Here is a 21,290-nt window from a genome sequence, read left to right on the forward strand (position 1 = left end):
TCAAAAATGCATTGGATAGAGCTGTTTAATTATATCTCGGCACGCAGTCCACTTAAATAATCGTGACTGTTGTTATCATAATTTACGTTCGGATACCCGCGGCATTCTATTGTCAGATATAAAAATTTATTGACTTGAATGGCTGCTGCTGATCTTCGGATCGACATCTATGAGATCGTACCGAATCCAGCTTGCGAGCCCCCGAGCTCCAGCTTCACCTTCACAAGCCCCGGATCCTCCGGATCCCGCCCCTGGGTGAAGCCGAGGCGGCGGCAGACCGCGAGCATCGGGCGGTTCTCGGCGAGCACCATGCCCTCGACCCGGCCGATCCCCTCGGAGCGGGCCCAGTCGATCATCAGGCGCATCAGCGCGAAGGCGAGTCCGGTGCCCCGCGCGTCGCGGCCGACCGCGATGGCGTATTCGCCGCTCTCATGGTTGGCGTCGGCGTGCAGCCGGACGGCGCCGAGCATGCGCTCGCCGCCCTGCGGGTCGACCTCGGTGGCCACGAAGGCGATGGCCCGGGCGTAGTCGAGCTGGGTCAGCCGGGCCAGGAAGGCGTGGCTGAACTCGCGCACCGGGCCGAAGAAGCGCAGCCGCAGGTCCTCCGGGTCGAGGCCCTTGAAGAAGGCGAGGAACAGGCCCTCGTCCTCGGGGCGCACCGGGCGCACCCGGATCGTCCGGTCCTTGAGCTTGAGGGTGCGGACCCATTCGGCCGGATAGGGGCGGATCGCGAAGCGCGGGTGGCCGCGGCCGTGGCGTCCCCGCTCCGCGCGCCCGATCCGCACCCGCGCGTCCAGCGCCAGCACGCCGGTCTCGTCGGCCAAGAGCGGGTTGATGTCGAGCTCGCGCACCTGCGGCAGGTCGGCGGCGAGCTGGGACAGCTTCACCAGGGTCAGGGCGATGGCCCCGATATCCGCGGGCGGCACGTCGCGGTAGCCTTCGAGGCGCCGGGCGACCCGGGTGCGGCCGATCAGGTCGCGGGCGAGCGCGAGGTCGAGCGGCGGCAGGCCCAGCGCGCGGTCGTCGATCACCTCCACCGCCGTGCCGCCCCGGCCGAACACCACCACGGGGCCGAACACCGCATCCTCGGCGAGGCCGGCGATCAGCTCCCGGCGCTGGCCCCGGCGGACCATCGGCTGCACCGCGAAGCCGGTGACCCTTGCATCCGGCCGCTCCCGGCGGGCGCGGGCCAGGATGCTGCGCGCGGCCTCGCGGACATCGGCCTCGCTGGTCAGGTCGAGATGGACGCCGCCGATATCGGATTTGTGCACCACGTCGGGCGAGACGACCTTGAGCGCGACGGTGCCGCCCGCCGCGATGATCGGCCAAGCGGCGGCCGCGGCGGCGTCCTGATCGGGGGCGAGGGTGATCGGCACGGTCGGGATGCCGTAGGCCTCCAGCAGCCCGTTCACGGCGATCGGATCGAGCCAGGCGGCGCCCTGGCGCAGGGCGGCGGCGATGATCGAGCGCGCCCGGGCCATGTCGGGGGAAAAGTCCCGCGGCAGGGAATCCGGCGTGCGCATCAGGTCGTCCTGCGCCTCGCGGTAGCGCACGAGATGCAGGAACCCCTCGATCGCCTCGGAATCGGTGGTGAAATGCGGGATGCCGGCCTGCGCGAAGGCCGCGCGCGCGGCCTCGGCATCGCCGAGCGACACCGCGAAGACCGGTTTCTTGCGGGTCTGGCCGGCGCGGGCGCGCTTGACCGTGTCGGCGATCGCCCCGGCCACCGCGCCGGCATCGGACCGGACCGTGGGGACGTGGATCGCCAGCACCGCGTCGCTCGCCCGGTCGGCGAGCAGCGGTTCCAGGGCGGCCGAGAAGGCCGGGCCGCCGGCATCGATGCCGAGGTCGATCGGGTTGCCGGCCGCCCGCCCCTCGATCTCGGGGATCTGCGCCAGGATACCGGCGCGCTCGGTCAGCCGGTCCGCGGCGAGCAGGCCGATGCCGCGGCCGTTGGTCAGGATCGCCAGCCGGTCCCCCGGGAACGGCCGCTGGCGCCCCAGCGCTTCGACCGCCGAGAACATCCCGTCGAGATCCTGCACGGCCAGCAGGCCGGCCCGCCGGAAGGCCGCGGCATAGACCGCGTCGGGCCGGGCGAGCGCGCCGGTATGGGTCACGGCGGCCCGGGTGTCGGGCCGGTGCCGGCCGGCGCGCAGTACTACCACGGGCTTGGCGCGGGCGGCGGCCCGGGCCGCCGACATGAACCGGCGGGCATCGGCCACCCGGTCGAGGCAGAGCAGGATCGCCCGGGTCCGGTAATCGGCGGCGAAATAGTCGAGGCAGTCGGCCACGCCGATATCGAGGACGCTGCCGAGCGACAGCACCGCGGAGAAGCCGGTCCCGTGCCGGGCGGCCCATTCGACGATGGCGGCCGCCACCGTGCCGGATTGCGAGACCAGCGCGAGGTCTCCCGCCGCCGGGGCGTGGGCGAACAGGCTGGCATCGAGCTTGGCGCCGGGCACCGCCAGGCCGGCGCTGTCGGGTCCGAGGAGGCGCAGGCCCTGCGCCCGGGCGATCCGGTGCGCGACCGGGCCGGGATCCTCCGGCCCGCGGCCGAGCCGGGCGGTGAGGATCACGGCCGCCCCGGCGCCGATCGCGGCGGCCTGGGCGACCACCTCGGGCACGCTCGGCGGCGGCACCGCGATCAGCACGAGATCCGGCACCATGGTGAGGTCGGCCACCCGCGGCACGCAGGGCAGGCCGTCCACGGAATCGTGATCGGGCTGGACCGGCAGGATCGCGCCGGGAAAGCCCGCCCGGCGCAGGCTGTCGAGCACGCTGCGCCCGAGGGAGCCCTCCCGCGCCACGGCCCCGACCAGCGCGACCGAGCGCGGCGCCAGGAGCTTGTCGAAGCGGTAGGTGCTCACGGCGCCGAAGGCTTGAATCTGTGCGCGCGCATGGGGTGCCCCTCGCCCGGGGTGACGCGCGCGGCCGGGGCGTGCGGCGCCCCGCCCGCGGGCGCACCCGTCGCCCTACCAGATGGCACAATCTCCCGCGCGTGCAACGCCCGGATGCACCGATACCGCGGCGCCCACCCGGCACCGGAACCGATCCGGGCCTCGATGCGACCGGGTTCCGCGCCAAACCCCTGTTGCGACGCGTTCGCGCGCCGGGCCGGCCTCCACTTGGGCGACGGGCCTTCTATCCGGCTCTGTACAGTATACGACAAAGCACGCCGCGACCATGTCGGCTGTTGTGAGGACTTATAATTTGGTCTTGCCCTTATACTGATCGCACCATAGTACCTGCGCCTTTATAGGCCTGTATCAGCCTCAGCAGACACAGATTCCGGCCGGCACACGCCGAACGATGGCGGCCGAGACGAAGCGATGGGAGGTTTCGGAATGGATGCCACGGTCGGAGAGGACCTGGATTATCTCACGTTGTCCGTCGACATCGTGTCGGCCTTCGTGAGCAACAATCCGGTGCCCGCGCCGGAACTGCCCGGGCTGATCGCCGCGGTCCACGCGACCCTGCACGGCCTGAGCCAGCCCGCGGCCCCACCGGCGGAGGAACTCCGGCCGGCCGTCTCGGTCCGGCGCTCGATCCAGCCCGACTACATCGTGTGCCTGGAGGACGGGAAAAAGTTCAAGTCGCTCAAGCGGCACCTGCGCACCCACTACAACCTGACGCCGGAGGCCTACCGGGAGAAATGGGGCCTCGCCCCCGACTACCCGATGGTGGCGCCGAACTATGCCGCCGCGCGCTCCAGCCTCGCCAAGAGCATGGGTCTCGGCCACCAGCGCCGGAAGGGCCAGACGGGCTAGGCAAGCGGGCCGGCATCCACAGGTTTCCCGCCGGGATTCAGCATCGGGCAAGGGGCGCTTGCCAGGGTCGACGGGCTCATCCGCGACCCGAGATCCGATGCCCGGCAAGCCCAACCCCGTCGCCCGCCTGTTCTGGACGGCCGCGATCGGCTGCCCGTTCGGGCTCTGGTACGGACCGCCTGCCTTCGCGGCCACGGGGCTCGCCCTCGCGCTGGTGCTGATGCGCCATCTCGGGCGGCCCCGGCGGTTCCGGGCGCGGGTGCGCCGGATCGCCCGGGCCCATGCCGAGACCCTCGCGCTGCGGCGGCGGCAGGAGAGTTTTTGCGACGCCTACGGCAACCGGATCGAGGATGGCTGGCTGCGGGAGCGCGCGTACTTCCTCGACCGCACCGTCCTGCCGCAGATCGGGCCGCATTTTGCCGACCTCGCCGAGTCGGAGCGCCCCCGGATGCTGGCGATCGTGGAGGCGGAAGCGGCGGCCGTCGCGCTGCCCGAGGAGGACGAGGCGCCGGGCGACGGCATCGATTACGAGCGCTACTGCGCCGAGCGCTTGGCCCGGGCGGGGTGGCGGGCGCATCGGACCCCGCCGAGCGGCGACCAGGGCGCCGATATCGTCGCCGTGCGCGACGGCTTACGGCTGATCGTCCAGTGCAAGCGGCTGGCGAAACCGGTGGGCAACGCCGCCGTGCAGGAGGCGGCGGCCGCCCTGCGCTACTGGGCGGGCGACCGGGCCGCGGTGGTGTCGAATGCCGGGTTCACGCCGGCGGCCCGCCGCCTGGCGGCGGCGACCGGCGTGCTGCTCCTGCACCACGACGCCCTGGACGACATCGACCTCGCCGGCGCGCACCGGAGCTAGCGCAATCAGGTTCCGGGATCCCAAAGGGCCGAGGCCCTTTGGCGGGGGTTCGGGGCGCGAAGCCCCGACGACCTCAGAGGACCTTCAACAGCGCCTCGGCGCCGGAGACCTCGGTCTTCGACGGGGTCTCCTCGATGTTGAGGATCTTCACCACGCCGTCCTCGACCAGCATCGCATAGCGCTTCGAGCGGATCCCGAGGCCGAAGCCGGTGCCGTCCATCTCCAGGCCGATGGCCTTGGCGAAATCGGCATTGCCGTCGGCCAGGAATTCCAGACCGTCCGCGCCGCTCGCCTTGGCCCAGGCGTCGAGCACGAACACGTCGTTGACGCTGGTGACCGCGATGGCGTCGACGCCGCGGGCCAGGATCTCGTCCTTCTTGGCGACGAAGCCCGGCAGATGGTTGCGGTGGCAGCTCGGCGTGAACGCGCCGGGCACGCCGATCAGCACCACGCGCCGGCCCTTGAACACATCGTCGGTGGTGCGGGCGATCGGGCCCTCGGGGCCTGTCACCCGGAAGGTCGCCTGGGGCAGGTGGTCGCCGACCTGGATCATCGCGGGTCCCTTCGCTGACGCGCGCTCGGATCGCGCGCTGAACAATCGCGCCTGACCTAGCGTGGCGGGCCGGGCCTGTCGAGGACGGGCCTGTCGAGGACGGGGCGGCGGCGGTCGTCACGCGCCGAGCAGCCTGATGAGGCGGCGCCGAAGAAAGCCGCGCCGTGAGCTTGGCCGCCTCGCCCATGCGCTTGCGCTGCCCGCCGGATCCGGGCAGCTGCGCCGCGCTGTCGAAGGCGGCCGGTGATGCCGCTTCCGCCAGGGAACCCTCCCTCTCACGGCCGGATCGGGCCTGCGCGCGGTCCGCGGCCCGAAGGCCGAGAAATATAGCGATCCGTCCGCAGATTCGACAGCGCCTTTCGGGGGCGGCGCCGGCAACGGGCCCGCGCGCTTTGTCCGCTGGACAAGGCCCGGCGGCCGCGTAGCATACGCGCATGCCGAACCCAGCGTCGCCCACGCATTCCACGCTCACCGGCTCGAGCTTCCTCGACGGCCAGTTCCTCGTGGCGATGCCCGGGATGGCCGACGAGCGCTTCGCCCGCTCGGTGATCTATGTCTGCGCCCATTCGGCCGACGGCGCGATGGGCATCATCGTCAACAAGGCGGCCACCGACATCAGCATGCCGGACCTGCTGGTCCAGCTCGACGTCGCCCCGGAGGCGGACGCGATCCGGCTGCGCGAGCGGGTCGGGCACATGCCGGTGCTGATGGGCGGCCCGGTGGAGGGCCGGCGGGGCTTCGTGCTCCACACCGACGATTTCCACATCCAGCAATCGACGCTGATCATCGACGACGGCATCTGCCTGACCGCCACGGTCGAGATCCTGCGCGCCATCGCCAGCGGCGAGGGGCCGGCGAGCGCGGTGCTGGCCCTGGGCTATGCCGGCTGGCAGGCGGGGCAGCTCGAGAGCGAGATCATGGCCAATGGCTGGCTCAACTGCCCGGCCGACCCGGCGCTGATCTTCGATGCCGACCTCGACGCCAAGTACGAGCTGGCGCTGCGGGCCAACGGCATCGACCCGGCCATGCTGTCGATGAGTGCCGGGCGGGCGTGAGGCCGCGTCCCGAACGGGCGACCGCCGGCTTGCGGATCGGGACGATGCCCTGACCGCCCGCTATTCCGGCGGCATCTCGCCGGCCGTGTCCGGGTTCACCCCGTCGACGGCGGGTTCGGCGGCCGGCTTCGGCCGGGACCGGCGCGGGGCGACCGAAGCGGTCGGCACCGCGGTGTTGGCGCCGAGCCGGGTGGCGAGCGCCAGGGCCCGGTTCTCGGTGACCCGGAGGTGGCAGAAGCCGTGCGTGCCCTCCCGGGCGTAGCCGCGGCAGAGCTGCTCCCGGTCGGCCGAGAAGGCCGCCTGCTCGCTCACGATCGGCCGGACGTCCTCGCGCCGGGCGCGCTGGGTCATCAGCTTGTAATTGTCGCGCACCGCCTTGTCGGCGACGCCCCGGGCGGTGTCGAACTCCCCGGCCCGGGGGATCAGCGTCGCGCCGGCCGGGCCCCAGAGACCCACGGGTGTCGTGGCGCAATCGGCGTTCGAGAAGGTGCAGACCGGCCCCTGGCCCAGGGACGAGACCAGGATTCCGCCCTCGACCACGTCGAAGCGCAGCGGGCACTCGGCCCCGGCGGCCTCGAAGCGCGGCGCACCCTCAGGCTTGCCCTCGGAGGACAGGGTGATGGGATTGCCGTTCGCGAGCGGCACCGTGCAGGATTCGGCCGGCTGGGAGATCTTGGTGCCGGGCAGCTTGATCCGTGCCGTCACGGATGGCCCGGCCCGCTCCAGCTTCAGGGTGCCGGACGTCCCGTTGAGCTGCAGCTCCTGCCCGATCACGCCGTCCTCGGAGGGAGCCTTCAGCACCACCGGGCGCGCCGGGACCGGCGCCGGCCGGGGCGCCTCGGGACCCGGGGCCGCTGGGCCCGGCTCCCCGGGGGCCGGGGCGGCGGGCGGGCCCTCGGGCACGCCGCGGGGCGGCACCGGCGGGCGCTCGGGCTTGATGCCGAACAGGCGCTCAAAGAAATTCTGGGCCTGCGCCGGCGGGGCGGCGAGCGTGGCGGGCACCGCGAGGGCGGCTGCCAGAAGGGGGAGCAGGAGGCGGCGGGTCCGTGGCATCGGGCTCTGACGGGAAGACGAGGTGGCGGGGCCACGCTCAACCCCTTGTCGAAGTGTTAACACGCCATCGATGGCCTGGACGTGGCAGCGGAGCAACAAAATGCGGCGACGCCATCGGGCCAAACCCGGCCTCACGGCGGGATTTTTCAGGCCGGACAAGGCTTTGGCGAAAAACGCGCCGGCCGGAGCGAACGGGCCGGCTTCGCCTTGCGAGCCCGTCCGGGGGTTCTTATATCGCCCTCGACGCGGGATTATGCGCTGGATTTCAGCCGTTCACGGCCCTTGATCCGGCCCGGGTCCCATACTCACATCACACTCAACCCGCCATGGGCCGAGCTGCTTCGGGGCTCGGCGGTCTGCTTGAACGCGACAGAAGAGGGATCCCACCATGGGTAAAGTTATCGGTATCGATCTGGGCACCACGAACTCCTGCGTGGCCGTCATGGAAGGCACGCAGCCCCGGGTCATCGAGAATTCGGAAGGCGCCCGCACCACGCCGTCGATCGTCGCCTTCACGGATGACGGCGAGCGGCTCGTCGGCCAGCCGGCCAAGCGCCAGGCGGTCACGAACCCCGAGCGCACGTTCTTCGCCATCAAGCGTCTCGTGGGTCGCACCTACGACGACCCGATGACCCAGAAGGACAAGGGCCTCGTTCCCTACAAGATCGTCCGCGGCGACAACGGCGATGCCTGGGTCGAGGCCGACGGCAAGAAATACTCGCCTTCGCAGATCTCCGCCTTCACGCTGCAGAAGATGAAGGAGACCGCGGAGTCGCATCTCGGCCAGCCGGTCACGCAGGCCGTCATCACGGTTCCGGCCTACTTCAACGATGCCCAGCGTCAGGCCACCAAGGATGCGGGCAAGATCGCGGGCCTCGAGGTGCTGCGCATCATCAACGAGCCCACCGCGGCCGCGCTCGCCTACGGCCTCGACAAGAAAAAGGCCGGCACCATCGCGGTCTACGACCTCGGCGGCGGCACCTTCGACGTCTCGATCCTCGAGATCGGCGACGGCGTGTTCGAGGTGAAGTCGACCAACGGCGACACTTTCCTGGGCGGCGAGGACTTCGACAACCGGATCGTCGAGTACCTGACGGCCGAGTTCAAGAAGGAGCAGGGCATCGACCTGACCAAGGACAAGCTTGCCCTCCAGCGCCTCAAGGAGGCCGCCGAGAAGGCGAAGATCGAGCTGTCCTCGGCCACGCAGACCGAGATCAACCTGCCCTACATCACGGCCGACCAGACCGGCCCGAAGCACCTCGCGCTGAAGCTCAGCCGGGCGAAGTTCGAGTCGCTGGTGGACGACCTGGTGCAGCGCACGATCGAGCCCTGCCGCAAGGCGCTCAAGGATGCCGGCGTCTCGGCCTCCGAGATCGACGAGGTGGTGCTGGTCGGCGGCATGATCCGCATGCCCAAGATCCAGGAGGTGGTGAAGTCCTTCTTTGGCAAGGAGCCGCATAAGGGCGTCAACCCCGACGAGGTCGTGGCCATCGGCGCCGCCGTGCAGGCCGGCGTGCTCCAGGGCGACGTCAAGGACGTGCTGCTCCTGGACGTGACCCCGCTCTCGCTCGGCATCGAGACGCTGGGCGGCGTGTTCACCCGGCTCATCGACCGCAACACCACGATCCCGACCAAGAAGTCCCAGACCTTCTCGACGGCCGAAGACAACCAGAACGCCGTCACGATCCGGGTCTTCCAGGGCGAGCGCGAGATGGCGGCCGACAACAAGCTGCTCGGCCAGTTCGACCTCGTCGGCATCCCGCCGGCGCCCCGCGGCATGCCGCAGATCGAGGTGACCTTCGACATCGACGCCAACGGCATCGTCAACGTGACGGCCAAGGACAAGGCGACGAACAAGGAGCACCAGATCCGCATCCAGGCCTCGGGCGGCCTCTCGGACGCCGATATCGACCGGATGGTGAAGGACGCCGAGGCCAATGCCGAGGCGGACAAGAAGCGCCGTGAGCTGGTCGAGGTGAAGAACCAGGGCGAGAGCCTGATCCACGCCACCGAGAAGTCGGTGACCGAGTTCGGCGACAAGGTCCCGGCCGCCGACAAGGGCGCGATCGAGACCGCGATGACCGCGCTCAAGACCGCGCTCGAGGGCGACGATGTCGAGACCATCAAGGCCCGGACCACGGACCTGATGCAGGCCTCGATGAAGCTCGGCGAGGCGATGTACAGCGCCAACCAGGGCGCCGGCGCCGAGGCCGGTGCCGAGGCCGGCGCCTCCGAGAAGAAGGACGACGTCATCGACGCCGACTTCCAGGAGGTCGACGAGAAAGACCAGAAGAAGCGCGCCTGAGGCGCAGTTTCGACAGAACCGAGCGGGGCCGGAGCGATCCGGCCCCGCCTCTGCTTGAGACGCGCTGTTGCGCGGGTGCCGCAGGAACCGGATATCGTCCGCCGTCAGCGTCGGGCCGGCCGGCTCATGCTAGATCGGCGGGATCGTCATGATCGCGACGATGCCTCGACCCGCTCACCCTGCTCAAGACCTGCCCCGAGGGACCCGCCGCGGCGGACCTGACGGGCCCAGGGATCGCAGCGCCTTCTGATTGTCCGGAGACTGGGTGGGATGTCGAAGCGGGACTATTACGAGATCCTGGGGGTCGCCAAGACCGCCACGGAAAGCGAGCTGAAGGTCGCTTTCCGCAAGCTCGCAATGACCTATCATCCCGACCGCAATCCCGGCGACAAGGAAGCCGAGATCAAGTTCAAGGAATTGAACGAGGCCTATCAGTGCCTCTCGGACGGCCAGAAGCGCGCGGCCTACGACAAGTTCGGCCATGCCGCCTTCAGCCAGGGCGGGGGCGGCCCCGGATTCGGCAACGAGTTCGGCGACTTCATGTCGGACATCTTCGACAACTTCTTCGGCGACGGCCGCGGCGGCGCCCAGCGCGGGCGCGGCGGTGGCGCCCCGGGTCGTGAGCGCGGCTCCGACCTACGCTACAACCTCGAGATCACCCTCGAAGAGGCCTTCATCGGCAAGGCCGAGACCATCCGGATCCCGACCTCGGTGACCTGCGAGGCCTGCGACGGCTCGGGCGCCAAGCCCGGCTCGAAGCCGCGGACCTGCCCGACTTGCGCGGGCTACGGCCGGGTGCGGGCCGCGCAGGGCTTCTTCGCCATCGAGCGCACCTGCCCGAACTGCCACGGCCGCGGCGAGATCGTCGACGATCCCTGCACCACCTGCCAGGGCGCCGGCCGGGTCAACCGCGAGCGCACGCTCTCGATCAACGTGCCGGCGGGCGTCGATGACGGCCTGCGCATCCGGCTCGCCGGCGAGGGTGAGAGCGGCCTGCGCGGCGGCCCGCCCGGGGACCTCTACGTCTTCCTCTCGATCAAGCAGCACGAGTTCTTCCAGCGCGACGGCGCCGACCTGTTCTGCCGGGTGCCGATCTCGATGGTCACGGCCGCGCTCTCGGGCGAGATCACCGTTCCGGTGATCGACGGCTCGCAGACCCAGGTGCGGATCCCGGCCGGGACGCAGACCGCCAAGCAGTTCCGGATCAAGGGCAAGGGCATGCCGGTGCTCCGCTCGCGGGAGGTCGGCGACCTCTACATCCAGGTCTTCGTCGAGACGCCACAGAACCTGACCAAGCGCCAGCGCGAGCTGCTCCAGGAGTTCGACCAGTCGGCCTCCCCGGAGAACCACCCGGAATCGGCGGGCTTCTTCGCCAAGGTCCGGGACTTCTTCGGCAGCGCCGTCCGTCCGTGAGGCTTTGATTGAACGCGCTCGCCGACGCCGAACCGGCCTCCCCTTCGGCTGCGCGCGCTCTAAGGCCGGATCCGAACCCGTGCACGCCCGTTATGCATCGGGCGAGCGTGGCATGCTTACCCTAGGCGCCGGGCCAGCTTGACTGTAAGACGGCGCGTTGCCTTAGCCTTCCATTCCCATCGGCTTCGAGGAATTCAGGACTTGCCGCCGCTCCGCCGTCCCAGCGCGAAGGCCCCTGCCGCCAGGGGTGACAGTCTTGGGCCGCGGCGCGACCCTCTCGAGGATGAGGCCCGCTTCCTGCGGTCCTGGTTCGAGCGGCCGCTCGTCACCGGCGCGGTGACGCCGTCGGGCAAGATGCTCGCCCGGACCATGGCGTCCTATGTCGATCCGCGCCGCGAGGGCCCGGTGGTCGAGCTCGGCCCCGGCACCGGCCCGGTCACGGAGGCGCTGATTCGCCGGGGCATCGCGGCCTCACGGCTGATCCTGGTGGAGTTCAACCCCGATTTCTGCCGCCTGCTGACCCGCCGCTTCCCCGGGGTCACGGTGATCCGGGGCGACGCCTACGACATGCGCGCGACCCTGAAGACGGTGCTGACCCAGCCCGCCGCCGCGACGATCTCGAGCCTGCCGCTGTTCACCAAGCCGCTCGAGCAGCGCCTCGACCTGCTCAACGCCGCCCACGACCTGATGCAGCCGGGTGCGCCCTTCGTGCAGTTCACCTACGCGGTGGTGCCGCCGATCCCGGCCCGGTGCGAGGCCGGCAGCTACACCGCCGACCGGTCGAACCGCGTCTGGCTGAACCTGCCGCCCGCGCGGGTGTGGGTGTACCGGCGGCCCTAGGGCACCACCGCTCGGCGATACCGGATCGCCCTCACCGTCATTGTGAGCGCAGCGAAGCAACCCAGCAGCGCGCGCTTCCCTAACGTGGCAGATCCCCGGGTCGCTTCGCTGCGCGCGTGATGACGGCGTGGCTGGCGGGATCCCAACCACGCCCATTCCGCTCCTCGCCGAACCTGAACAACGCCTGAGGGCCAAACTCACGTCAGCGTCAACTTAAAGGCGTCACACCGGGGGCACAGCCGGTCGCGGCAGCGCGACCGGAGAGGCACAGGAGGACGCCGATGTTCACCAAGACCGCACGCCTACGCTTGGCCGCCGCCGCCCTGGCGCTCGGGGGGATCACCCTCGGGGCGCCCGCGATGGCCGCGCCGCTCGGCCTCGACACCGGCCTGCATCAGGGCGCCGGCGACATCGTGGATGTCCAGTACGGCTACGGATACGGCCATCGCCACGGCTTCGGCCCGCGTCACGGTTTCGGACCGGGCTTCCGCGGCCACCACCATCACGGCTGGGGCCGCGGACGCGGCCATCATTACGGCTGGGGCCACCATCGCGGTTTCGGCCATCACCGTCACGGCGGCTGGGGTCACCGTCACGGCTACGGCCGCTGGTAAGGCGGACGGGGCCGGGTCCTACCCGGCTCCCACCCGCTCGATGATCGGCGGCCTACCGGATGGCGCTTCGCCCATCCGGTAGGCCGCCCGCAGACCCGCCTCCGCCCGGTCGGCGGCGGCCGCGTCGGCCGCATGGACGATCCCGAGCAGGCCGGACGCATCCCCGGGACCCGCGAGGTCGGTGAACCCGACCCGCGGGTCGATCGCGTCCTCGGGCCGAGTCCGGCCACCGCCGAGCCCGATCACCGCCAGCCCGATCGCCCGCGTGTCGATGCCTGCCACCGTGCCGTCCTGCCGGACCGGCCGCTGCACCGGCGCCGCGGGCAGGTAGCGCGCCGGCGCCTTCAACAGATCGCCCGGGCCGCCGAGCGCCGCGATCATGTTCGAGAAGATCTCGGCCGCCCGGCCGGAGGCCAGGACCGCCTCCAGGCGCTCGGCCGCCGCGTCCCGGTCCGGCGCGAGGCCGCCGGCGACCAGCATCTCGGCGCCGAGGGCCAGAGTGACCGCGTGGAAGCGCGGCTCCCGGCGGGCGCCGGTCAGGTAGTCGAGCGCGTAGGCCACTTCGAGCGCGTTTCCGGCGGCGCTGGCGAGCGGCGCGTCCATGTCGGTGATCAGCGCGGCGGTGCGCAGGCCGGCCCCCTCGGCCACCGTGACGATGCTCTCGGCCAGCGCCCTGGCCTCGTCGAGCCCGGTCATGAAGGCGCCGGAGCCCTGCTTGACGTCCATCACCAGGCCCTGGAGCCCGGCGGCCAGCTTCTTCGACAGGATCGACGCGGTGATCAGGTCGAGGGATTCGACCGTGCCGGTGACGTCGCGGATCGCGTAGAGGCGCCGGTCGGCCGGTGCCAGCTCGGCGGTCTGGCCGATGATCGCGCAGCCGACCTCACCGACGACCCGGCGGAATGTGTCGAGCCCCGGGGTGACGTCGTAGCCCGGGATGCTGGCGAGCTTGTCGAGCGTCCCACCGGTATGGCCGAGGCCGCGGCCGGAGATCATCGGCACGTAGCCGCCGCAGGCCGCCACCATCGGGGCGAGCGGCAGGCTCACCGTGTCGCCGATGCCGCCGGTGGAATGCTTGTCGAGAACCGGGCCCGGCAGGTCCCAGGCGAGGACCCGGCCGGATTCGGCCATCGCCCGGGTCAGCGCCACGCGCTCGGGCAGCGCGAGGCCGCGGAAGAACACCGCCATGGCGAAGGCCGCCGCCTGCCCCTCCCCGACCGCGCCGTCGGTGAGGCCGCGGACGAAGGCCGCGATCTCCTCCGGATCGAGCGTCAGGCCGTCCCGCTTGGCCCGGATGGTTTCCTGCGGCAGGCGCATGCCCTCAAGACTCCCGCGCTTGCATCAGGGCGCCGAACAGGCTGCTCGCCCCGAGCCGGAATGTTTTTGCGCTCACCCAGTCGGCCCCCATGATCCGGTCGGCCAGCGCGAGATAGGCGCCGGCATCGGCGACGCTGCGCAGGCCGCCCGACACCTTGAGGCCGGCGGGGCGACCGCTCGCCCGGATCTCGGCCAGCATCGCCGCGGCGGCCTCCGGGGTCGCCGAGACCGGGCTCTTGCCCGTGGAGGTCTTCAGGAAGTCGGCCCCCGCCGCCAGCGCCAGGCGGCTCGCACGCCGGATCGCGTCGGGATCGGCGATCTCGCCGGTCTCCAGGATGACCTTGAGGGACGCGGCTCCGCAGGTGTCGCGCACCGCCTCGATCATGTCGCGGGCGGTGTCCGCATCGCCGCGCAGGAAGGCGCGATAGGGCAGGACGAGGTCGATCTCGTCGGCGCCGTCGCGCAGGGCCTCGGCGGTGTCGTCGGTCGCCCGGGCGCAATCCTCGCCCCCGGCGGGAAAGTTGATCACCGTGGCGACCCGGATGCCGCTGCCCTTGAGCGCCCGGGCGCCCTGCGCCACGAAATGCGGCCAGACGCAGATCGCCGCGACGCCGCCGCTGCGCGCGTCCCGGCACAGGGCCTCGATCTTCGGCTCGGTGCAGGTCTCGGTCAGGTCGGTGAGATCGAGGAGCGGCAACGCCCGGCGGGCGACCGCACCGGCATCGGGTTCATCCATGTTCGGTCTCCTCGGCGGGCAGGCCGGCCACGAAGGCCCGGAGCAGGCGGCCGAGATCCGCCGCGGCGCGGGCCGCCACCGCCTTGGTCTCGGCGTGATGGGGGGCGCCCCCGGCGATCCCGGCGGCGAGGTTGGTCACCACCGACACGGCCGAAACCGGCAGGCCGAGGAAGCGGGCCAGGATCACCTCGGGCACCGTCGACATGCCGACCAGATCGGCCCCGAGGATGCCGGCCATCCGGACCTCGGCCGGGGTCTCGAAGCTCGGGCCGGAGAACCAGGCGTAGACGCCCTCCGTGAGCGGAAGCCCGCAGGCCCCCGCCGCCTCCCGGAGCTGGGCGCGCAGATCCGGATCGTAGGCCTCGGTCATCGGCACGAAGCGGGCGTCGCTCGCCTCGCCGATCAGCGGGTTCATCCCCGACAGGTTGATGTGGTCCGCGAGCAGGACCAGGCTGCCGGGGCCGAGCTCCGGCCGCAACGACCCGGAGGCGTTGGTCAGGAGCAGGCGCTTTGCGCCGAGGCCGGCCGCGCAGGCGAGCGGCACCCGCATCGCCGCCGCGTCGCCCCGCTCGTAGGCGTGCGCCCGGCCCTCGAACACCAGCACCGGCCGCCCCTCGAGGCGTCCGCGATGCAGCCGGCCGCCATGGCCGCTGACGCCGGCGCCGGGGAAACCGGGGATCCGGCCGTAATCCAGGGCGGTCGAATCCTCGAGTGCGGCCGCGATGCCGCCGAGCCCGGTGCCGGTGACGAGGGCGCAGGCGTAGCCGCCGCCGAAACCCGCGGCTCGCAGCGCGTCGAGGGCGGCGGCCTCAGTCACCCAGCGTCTCCGGCCCGAACGATTCGGGCAGCAACGCCGCCAGCGTGAAGGTCTTGGCGACGCGGTCCGGCCCGGCGGCGTGGATCGGCGTGTCCGGCCCGGCGAATTCGCGGATGCGCTGGCGGCAGGCGCCGCAGGGCGTCACCAGGCCCGCGCCGTCGCCGCAGACCAGGATCTCGGCGATGCGCCGGCCGCCGCCCGCGATCATCGCGGCGATCGCCCCGGCCTCGGCGCAGGTGCCGACCGGGTAGGCCGCGTTCTCGACATTGCATCCGGCATGGATCGCGCCGTGCTCGTCGCGCAAAGCCGCCCCCACCCGGAACCGGGAATAGGGCGCGTGGGCCCGTTCGCGCACGGCCCGCGCGGCCTCGAACAGGGCCGTCAGCCCGTCATTCCGTTGTGCTGAATCGACCGCCTGCATGGCCGATCTTTGGCACCCGCCGGGGCGCCCTGTCGAGGGGCGGGTGCGCGGGCAGGTCTTCCGGTGGGACGCGCCGGCTCACAGGCGTCGAAAGCCCAGTCCGGTCATGCCGGGCTCGCCTACGGCGCCCCGGAATGACACGGCCGATGCTCAAGCGTCCCCGCGCGAATCGCTCAGCGCGCCGCCGCGTCAGCCCCGAGCAGGCCGGCGGCCTGACGCAGCACGGCATCGTCCTGCGGGCCGCTCAGCGCGTAGGCGGTGTCGCCGGCGTTCCAGGACAGGAGGGCGCCGTCATCTGAGCCCGTGAGGGCGGCCGGACCGCCGCGCAGGCCCCGGGTCGCGAACAGCGAGGCCTCGCCGAAGGTGCCGGCCTCGAAGGCGATCTCGATGCCGGTGCCGTGGCGGCCGGGGAAGATCTGGATGTCGCGCACCTGCCAGCCGGCCGGGAGCGGCGGCAGGTCGATGCCGGTGACCGATTGGAGGCGGGCCCGGTCGTAGGCCGGGTGGTCGCCCTGGTTGGCGATGCTCTTGCGCAGCTGCGCCACGGCGCGGGCCTGGCGGGCATCGGCGATCAGCGCCGGATCAGGGGTCGCCGCGAGGGTGTCGGGCACGCCGAAGCGACCGATCTCGTCATGGGCGAGCCAGCCCGCGCCGACCAGCACCGCGATGGCGGCGGCACGCTTGAGCCGCGAGGCGACCCGGTGCCAGCGCAGGTTGCGGTCGAAGCGGCGCGCCAGGACGACGTTGCGGTCGGGTCCCGGCCCGGGCAGGCGCCCGAAGGCGGCCCGGAGCGCGTCGCGATCGTGCAGGTCGGCCATCACCTGGGCGGCGGCCCCGGGATGGGCGGCCAGATGCGCCTCGACATCGAGACGGCGCATCGGGTCGATCTGCCCGTCGACGAAAGCGATGAGATCGTCGTCTGTGATCGGATCCATCATCGGTGAAGTCCTCGGTTCCAGCGTGCCGCCGGGGCGGATCCGCCGGTCGTCATCATCATAGGTGCCGGCTCTGCGATGCCGGCCTCGTGCGGGCCCGATGCCTCAGGCATCACCCGCGGCGCGTTTCAGGGGCGGCCGGTCCCGCGACTCGTCGGAGGTGACGAGGCGCAGGCCGGTGAAGGTGCCGCGCCGCGCATCGGGCCGGCTCGCCTCGGTCTCGGCCTCGGTCTTGGCCCGGCTGCCCTCCTCGAACGCCCGGAGCGCCGCCCGGCCGCGGCCGAGGCGGGACATCAGCGTGCCGATCGGGATGCCGAGCACCGCGGCGGCGTCGGCATAGGCCATGCCTTCGAGCGTCACGAGGTGGAGCGCGGCGCGCTGCTCCTCCGGCAGGGTCAGGAAGGCCTGCCGGATCTGGGCGAGGCGCACCCGGCCCTCCTGGGCGGGGGGCGCCATGTCCTCGCTCATCCGCACCAGCGCGTCGGCGTGCCGCGCCTCGACCTGGCGGCGGCGCTGCTCGTCGATGAAGGCGTTGTGCAGCACCGTCATCATCCAGGTGCGCAGGTTGGTGTTCGGGCGCAGGGATCCCTGCATCTCCAGGGCGCGCACCAGGGTATCGTGCACCAGGTCGTCCGCCCGCAGCGCGTCGCGGGTGAGCGAGCGGGCATAGCGCCTCAGGGGCACCAGCAGATCGACGATGTCCGGATGCTTGTGCTTGTCTGATGCCATAGGGTGTGAACGCGGCAGGCCGGGCGTTTAATCCCGGGCCTCCGCTTTGCGGCCGCGGGACCCGGTCAGGCCTGATCGAGGGTGGCGGCGATGCCTGAGACCATCCGGGGATCGGTGGGCTCGACCTGGGTGGCGAAGGCGGCGGCCAGCGAGCCGTCCCGGGCGATCAGGTACTTGTGGAAGTTCCAGCGCGGCGTCTCGCCCGGCCGCTCCGACGCCGCCCATTGGTAGAACGGATGGGCGCCCGGCATCTTCACCCGGGTCTTGGCGGTCAGCGGGAAGGTCACGCCGTGGTTCTTCCGCGCGGCCTCCGCGATGGCCGGCCCGTCGAGCGGTTCCTGGTTGCCGAAATCCGGCGACGGCACGGCGATCACCGTGAGGCCCCGGTCGCCGAAGCGGGTCCACAGGGTCTGCAGCCCGGCGAGCTGCCCGGCATAGCCGCAGGCGGTGGCGGTGTTGACCACGAGGATCGGCCGGCCGGCATAGGCCGAGAGCGGCATCGCGCCGCCCTCCGGATGCTCGAAGGCGAAGTCGGTCGCCCGCCCGGAGGCGGCGCGGGCCGCGCCGGCAATCCCGGCACCGAGCAGGATCAGGGCCTCGCGGCGCAACAACGTCATGGCGGCCTCGCAGGGTCACGGGCGCTGGCACGCCCGAGCAGGATCTAGGGCGCGCCGCGGAAGATCCCAGCACCGGGATCCCGAAGCGCCCGCGGCCCTTCGGCGGGGTTCGGAGCCCCGCGCTTCGCCTAGGCGGCCCGCACCGTGTCGAGGAAGCGGTGGACCTCCACGTCGAGCCGCTCGGCCTGGACCGAGAGCTCGGAGGCCGAGCCGAGCACCTGGGTGGCTGCGGCTCCGGCCCCCTCGGCGGCGCTGGCGACCCCGGCGATGTTGGCCGTGACCTCGCCGGCCCCGAACGCCGCCTGCCCGACGTTCCGGACGATCTCCTGGGTGGCCGAGCCCTGCTCCTCGATCGCCGCGGCGATCCCGGTGGACAGCCCGCTCATCTCGGTGATGCGGCCGACGATGACGCCGATCGCCTCCACGGTCTCCCCGGTCCAGGACTGGATCTCGCCGATCTGCCGGGCGATCTCGTCGGTGGCCTTGGCGGTCTGTCCGGCCAGTTCCTTGACCTCGGTGGCGACCACCGCGAAGCCGCGACCGGCCTCGCCGGCCCGCGCCGCCTCGATGGTCGCGTTGAGCGCCAGCAGGTTGGTCTGCGAGGCGATGCCGCTGATCAGGTCGACCACGGCGCCGATCTTGGCGGCGCGGTCGCGCAGGCTGCGCACCAGCTCCGCGGATTTCCCGGCCTCGGTCACGGCGGCGTCGGCGAGGTCGGCCGAGGCCTGGACCTGGCGGCCGATCTCGTTGACCGAGACGCCGAGTTCCTCGGCCGCCGCCGCCACGGTGTTGACGTTCGAGGCCGCCTCCTCGGCCGCCGACGCCACCGTGGTCGACTGGGCGGCGGTCTCCGTGGCCGCGGCGCTCATGGTCTCGGCGGTGGATTTCAGATTTGTCGCGGCCGTGGTGACGGCGCGCACGATGCCGCCGACCGCGCTCTCGAAGGAGGCGGCCATGTCGCGCATCGCGGCCTTGCGCTGCGCCTCGACCCGGGCCTGGGTCTGGGCGGCCTCCTCCTCCAGGGCCTTGGCGCGGGCGAGCCCGTCCCGGAAGACCTGCACGGCCCTCGCCATGGCGCCGATCTCGTCGCGGCGCCCGACCGCCGGGATCTCGGTGGAGAGGTCGTTGGCGGCGAGCCGGGTCATGGCCTGGGTCATCTGGTGGATCGGCTTGCCGATGCCCTTATGCAGGGCCAGCGACCCGACCAGGGCGGTGAGGACGATCAGGCCGAGGCCGATCAGGTTGGCCGCCCGCGACGACGCGATGGCGGTCGCCGAGGCGGCGCTGCGCACCTTCAGCAGGTCCTGCTCGACCTGCGCGATCTCGGCCGCCTTCGCGCGCACGGCGTCCATCACCGCCTTGCCGACCCCCGAGCCTTCGAGGCGCCGCGCTTCCTCCCGGGTCGCCGGATCCTTCATCAGGGCAAGCTCGCGGTCCGCCACCTCGGCGCTCCAGCGCTCGACCAGCGCCTTCAGCTCCATGAGGCGCGCGGGCTGGGTGGGGTTGTTGGCCGTGAGCTTGCGCGCCGCCTCCCAGGACGCCGCGAAAGCTTTCCGCCCGGCCTCCTCGGGCTCGAGGAAGCGCGGATCGGCGGAGATCAGGTAGCCGCGCAGGGCGGTCTCCCGGTCGATCATCGCCACGACCGTCCGCTCGACCTCCGCCAGCACCTCATGGGTATGGACGGTCCAGGCCTCGGCGTCCTCGATCAACCCGATGTTCCGCAGCGAGATCGCCGAGACGCCGGCGGTGATCGCCAGCATCAGGGCCATGATCAGCGCGATCTTCACGCCGGTCTTGAGGTCGATCAGACGAAATCCCACGGCCCGTCCTCCCAGGAGCAAGAATCACCGCGCCCTGTCGGTCTTCGGTGAAAGGGCCGAGCTAGCGCAGCTCCATGAAAGATATCTTACGACTGGGATTTTCTGCTTTATGGCCGCAAATCAGACGGGCAATTAAGCGCCATATGACGCGAATATACAGCACTTATTGAACATCGACCCTCAAATCGACCGCACCGACACGTGACAAAACTCGATGCAAGCGTCAGAGATACGGATCTTTACTGGTACGCATCCCGCAGATTGAGTGTACAGGCCTGGCCGATCGTCCCGTAGGTCTCGGCGAGCCAGGCCTGCGCGGCCGCGCGGCCCTTGTCCCGCAGGCGCTTGAACACGGTCCAGCGCGCGTCGAGCTTGGAGGCGGCGTTGTAATCCTCCAGCGCGTCGGTCCCGTCGATGCGGTGCACCAGGACCCGGCGGTAGCCCCCCTGACCGAGGGTGCCGTCCTCGATCAGGCCGTCGATGAAGTCGATCGCCCGCAATTCCCGCATCAGGTTGGCGTTGAAGGTGATCTCGTTGAGCCGGTCGCGGATCTCGCTCTCCGTGCGCGGGGTCTCGCGCCGCTCGACCGGGTTGATCTGGACCAGCACGATGTCGCGGGTCTGGGCGGCCCGGTGCAGCGGGTAGAGTGGCGGGTTGCCGAGATAGCCGCCGTCCCAATAGGGTACCCCGTCGATTTCCACGGCCTGGAACACCGTCGGCAGGCAGGCCGAGGCCATCAGGTGATCGACGGTCAGGCGCTCGCGCTCGAACACCGCGAGCTTGCCGGTCCAGACATTGGTCGCCGAGACGAACAGGCCCGCGGTCTCGGCCTCGCGCAGGCGCTCGAAATCGATCTGCTCGGCCAGCGCCTTGCGCAGCGGGTTGATGTTGAGCGGGTTCGACACGTAGGGGCTGGGCGAGAGCATCTTGGCCCAGAATTCGGCCACCGGATTGCCCTTCCACAGGTTGAACAACCCGCTGACGAAGTTGCGCTGCGTCGGCCCGAGATCGCCGTCGAGGCTGACCTCGCGCCAGAACCGCTCCAGCCCCTCCCGAGCGCCGTCCGGCCCGCCCTTCAGCCAGCCGTCGACCATCACGACGCCGTTCATCGCCCCGGCGCTCGCCCCGGTCACCGCCTCGAAGGCCAGGCGCCCGTCCTCGATCAGCGCGTCGAGCACGCCCCAGGTGAAGGCCCCGTGCGCGCCGCCGCCCTGCAGGGCCAAAGCCACCGGCTTCTCGGCCCGGGGGCCGGCGAGGAGCTGGTGGGCCGGCTGCACCGTCAAGGGCTCGATCCCGTCCGAGACCGGAATTTCGGGGACGGCGGTCGCCGGGTTGTGCGGCTCACCGCCGTGGGGGTGCTCGCTCATGTCGGCCTCCAGGAACAGGATCCCGTAAATGGGATGCTGCACTGCAACATCAACCGCGCCGGGGCCGCCCGCCGG

General features: G+C 71.4%; 19 protein-coding genes. 7 read left to right on the forward strand and 12 right to left on the reverse strand.

The window, feature by feature from the left end; genetic code table 11:
- Positions 1–167 precede the first annotated feature (167 nt).
- Positions 168–2,867 (reverse strand): bifunctional acetate--CoA ligase family protein/GNAT family N-acetyltransferase, encoded by a 2,700-nt coding sequence (locus WYO_RS06195; protein ID WP_007560329.1) that lies wholly within the window; start codon positions 2,865–2,867, stop codon positions 168–170.
- A gap of 477 nt (positions 2,868–3,344) precedes the next feature.
- Between WYO_RS06195 and WYO_RS06200 the strand changes: the two genes are divergently transcribed.
- Positions 3,345–3,767: a MucR family transcriptional regulator gene (locus tag WYO_RS06200; protein WP_007560331.1), complete on the forward strand. Its 423-nt coding sequence runs from the start codon at positions 3,345–3,347 to the stop codon at positions 3,765–3,767.
- A 97-nt stretch (positions 3,768–3,864) separates the two neighbouring features.
- Positions 3,865–4,623, forward strand: a complete 759-nt coding sequence (locus WYO_RS06205) for a restriction endonuclease (protein ID WP_007560334.1) — start codon at positions 3,865–3,867, stop codon at positions 4,621–4,623.
- A gap of 73 nt (positions 4,624–4,696) precedes the next feature.
- Here WYO_RS06205 and WYO_RS06210 read toward each other — a convergent pair whose 3' ends face one another.
- Positions 4,697–5,176: a peroxiredoxin gene (locus WYO_RS06210; RefSeq protein WP_007560335.1), complete on the reverse strand. Its 480-nt coding sequence runs from the start codon at positions 5,174–5,176 to the stop codon at positions 4,697–4,699.
- Between the two features lie 434 nt (positions 5,177–5,610).
- Between WYO_RS06210 and WYO_RS06215 the strand changes: the two genes are divergently transcribed.
- The gene (locus tag WYO_RS06215; protein ID WP_007560338.1) at positions 5,611–6,231 is read left to right on the forward strand and encodes a YqgE/AlgH family protein; all 621 of its coding nucleotides are present in this window, start codon (positions 5,611–5,613) and stop codon (positions 6,229–6,231) included.
- Between the two features lie 60 nt (positions 6,232–6,291).
- Here the strand turns inward: WYO_RS06215 and WYO_RS06220 are convergent, their stop codons facing one another.
- Complete coding sequence (locus WYO_RS06220; RefSeq protein ID WP_007560340.1) at positions 6,292–7,284, reverse strand: hypothetical protein; 993 nt, start codon at positions 7,282–7,284, stop codon at positions 6,292–6,294.
- Between the two features lie 388 nt (positions 7,285–7,672).
- On the opposite strand from WYO_RS06220, the gene dnaK reads away from it, so the two are divergent.
- The 4 genes from dnaK (at position 7,673) to WYO_RS06240 (ending at position 12,456) form a co-directional block, all read left to right on the forward strand.
- A complete protein-coding gene (dnaK, locus tag WYO_RS06225; RefSeq protein ID WP_007560342.1) occupies positions 7,673–9,589 on the forward strand; it encodes a molecular chaperone DnaK in 1,917 nt (638 codons plus the stop codon).
- Between the two features lie 270 nt (positions 9,590–9,859).
- Entirely contained in the window at positions 9,860–11,002 is a 1,143-nt protein-coding gene (gene dnaJ, locus WYO_RS06230) for a molecular chaperone DnaJ (RefSeq protein ID WP_007560344.1), read from the forward strand.
- 201 nt (positions 11,003–11,203) lie between these two features.
- On the forward strand, positions 11,204–11,842 hold the full coding sequence (locus tag WYO_RS06235; RefSeq protein WP_007560347.1) for a hypothetical protein: 639 nt from the start codon (positions 11,204–11,206) through the stop codon (positions 11,840–11,842).
- 281 nt (positions 11,843–12,123) lie between these two features.
- Positions 12,124–12,456, forward strand: coding sequence for a hypothetical protein (locus tag WYO_RS06240; protein ID WP_007560349.1), 333 nt, complete (start codon positions 12,124–12,126; stop codon positions 12,454–12,456).
- Positions 12,457–12,474: 18 nt separating this feature from the next.
- On the opposite strand, the gene deoA is transcribed toward WYO_RS06240, so the two are convergent.
- The 9 genes from deoA to WYO_RS06285 form a co-directional block, all read right to left on the reverse strand.
- On the reverse strand, positions 12,475–13,773 hold the full coding sequence (deoA, locus tag WYO_RS06245) for a thymidine phosphorylase (protein ID WP_007560351.1): 1,299 nt from the start codon (positions 13,771–13,773) through the stop codon (positions 12,475–12,477).
- Between the two features lie 4 nt (positions 13,774–13,777).
- Positions 13,778–14,509 carry a deoxyribose-phosphate aldolase gene (gene deoC / locus WYO_RS06250; RefSeq protein ID WP_007560353.1) on the reverse strand — a complete coding sequence of 244 codons (732 nt, stop codon included), beginning with the start codon at positions 14,507–14,509 and terminating at the stop codon, positions 13,778–13,780.
- Complete coding sequence (locus WYO_RS06255; RefSeq protein ID WP_007560355.1) at positions 14,502–15,326, reverse strand: purine-nucleoside phosphorylase; 825 nt, start codon at positions 15,324–15,326, stop codon at positions 14,502–14,504. The genes deoC and WYO_RS06255 overlap by 8 nt, the downstream gene beginning before the upstream one ends.
- Positions 15,319–15,747: a cytidine deaminase gene (locus WYO_RS06260; protein WP_007560357.1), complete on the reverse strand. Its 429-nt coding sequence runs from the start codon at positions 15,745–15,747 to the stop codon at positions 15,319–15,321. Before WYO_RS06260 ends, WYO_RS06255 begins: the two co-directional genes overlap by 8 nt.
- A 173-nt stretch (positions 15,748–15,920) precedes the next feature.
- Positions 15,921–16,685, reverse strand: coding sequence for a hypothetical protein (locus tag WYO_RS06265; protein ID WP_007560359.1), 765 nt, complete (start codon positions 16,683–16,685; stop codon positions 15,921–15,923).
- A 102-nt stretch (positions 16,686–16,787) separates the two neighbouring features.
- Positions 16,788–17,411 carry a sigma-70 family RNA polymerase sigma factor gene (locus WYO_RS06270; protein WP_007560362.1) on the reverse strand — a complete coding sequence of 208 codons (624 nt, stop codon included), beginning with the start codon at positions 17,409–17,411 and terminating at the stop codon, positions 16,788–16,790.
- 65 nt (positions 17,412–17,476) lie between these two features.
- Positions 17,477–18,028, reverse strand: coding sequence for a glutathione peroxidase (locus tag WYO_RS06275; protein WP_007560364.1), 552 nt, complete (start codon positions 18,026–18,028; stop codon positions 17,477–17,479).
- A gap of 128 nt (positions 18,029–18,156) precedes the next feature.
- A complete protein-coding gene (locus WYO_RS06280; protein ID WP_007560366.1) occupies positions 18,157–19,848 on the reverse strand; it encodes a CHASE3 domain-containing protein in 1,692 nt (563 codons plus the stop codon).
- 239 nt (positions 19,849–20,087) lie between these two features.
- Positions 20,088–21,215 carry a patatin-like phospholipase family protein gene (locus WYO_RS06285; protein WP_007560368.1) on the reverse strand — a complete coding sequence of 376 codons (1,128 nt, stop codon included), beginning with the start codon at positions 21,213–21,215 and terminating at the stop codon, positions 20,088–20,090.
- Positions 21,216–21,290 lie beyond the last annotated feature (75 nt).

This window comes from Methylobacterium sp. GXF4, from assembly GCF_000272495.1.
GTDB classification, from domain to species: Bacteria; Pseudomonadota; Alphaproteobacteria; order Rhizobiales; family Beijerinckiaceae; genus Methylobacterium; species Methylobacterium brachiatum.

Bases quoted from the DNA above. Each gene is read 5' to 3' on its own strand.
- WYO_RS06220 (WP_007560340.1), bottom strand. From the start codon at position 7,284: ATGCCACGGACCCGCCGCCTCCTGCTCCCCCTTCTGGCAGCCGCCCTC.
- dnaK (WP_007560342.1), top strand. From the start codon at position 7,673: ATGGGTAAAGTTATCGGTATCGATCTGGGCACCACGAACTCCTGCGTG.
- deoA (WP_007560351.1), bottom strand. From the start codon at position 13,773: ATGCGCCTGCCGCAGGAAACCATCCGGGCCAAGCGGGACGGCCTGACG.
- WYO_RS06285 (WP_007560368.1), bottom strand. From the start codon at position 21,215: ATGAGCGAGCACCCCCACGGCGGTGAGCCGCACAACCCGGCGACCGCC.
- WYO_RS06205 (WP_007560334.1), top strand. From the start codon at position 3,865: ATGCCCGGCAAGCCCAACCCCGTCGCCCGCCTGTTCTGGACGGCCGCG.
- WYO_RS06260 (WP_007560357.1), bottom strand. From the start codon at position 15,747: ATGCAGGCGGTCGATTCAGCACAACGGAATGACGGGCTGACGGCCCTG.
- WYO_RS06215 (WP_007560338.1), top strand. From the start codon at position 5,611: ATGCCGAACCCAGCGTCGCCCACGCATTCCACGCTCACCGGCTCGAGC.
- dnaJ (WP_007560344.1), top strand. From the start codon at position 9,860: ATGTCGAAGCGGGACTATTACGAGATCCTGGGGGTCGCCAAGACCGCC.
- WYO_RS06240 (WP_007560349.1), top strand. From the start codon at position 12,124: ATGTTCACCAAGACCGCACGCCTACGCTTGGCCGCCGCCGCCCTGGCG.
- WYO_RS06200 (WP_007560331.1), top strand. From the start codon at position 3,345: ATGGATGCCACGGTCGGAGAGGACCTGGATTATCTCACGTTGTCCGTC.
- WYO_RS06275 (WP_007560364.1), bottom strand. From the start codon at position 18,028: ATGACGTTGTTGCGCCGCGAGGCCCTGATCCTGCTCGGTGCCGGGATT.
- deoC (WP_007560353.1), bottom strand. From the start codon at position 14,509: ATGGATGAACCCGATGCCGGTGCGGTCGCCCGCCGGGCGTTGCCGCTC.
- WYO_RS06265 (WP_007560359.1), bottom strand. From the start codon at position 16,685: ATGATGGATCCGATCACAGACGACGATCTCATCGCTTTCGTCGACGGG.
- WYO_RS06270 (WP_007560362.1), bottom strand. From the start codon at position 17,411: ATGGCATCAGACAAGCACAAGCATCCGGACATCGTCGATCTGCTGGTG.
- WYO_RS06210 (WP_007560335.1), bottom strand. From the start codon at position 5,176: ATGATCCAGGTCGGCGACCACCTGCCCCAGGCGACCTTCCGGGTGACA.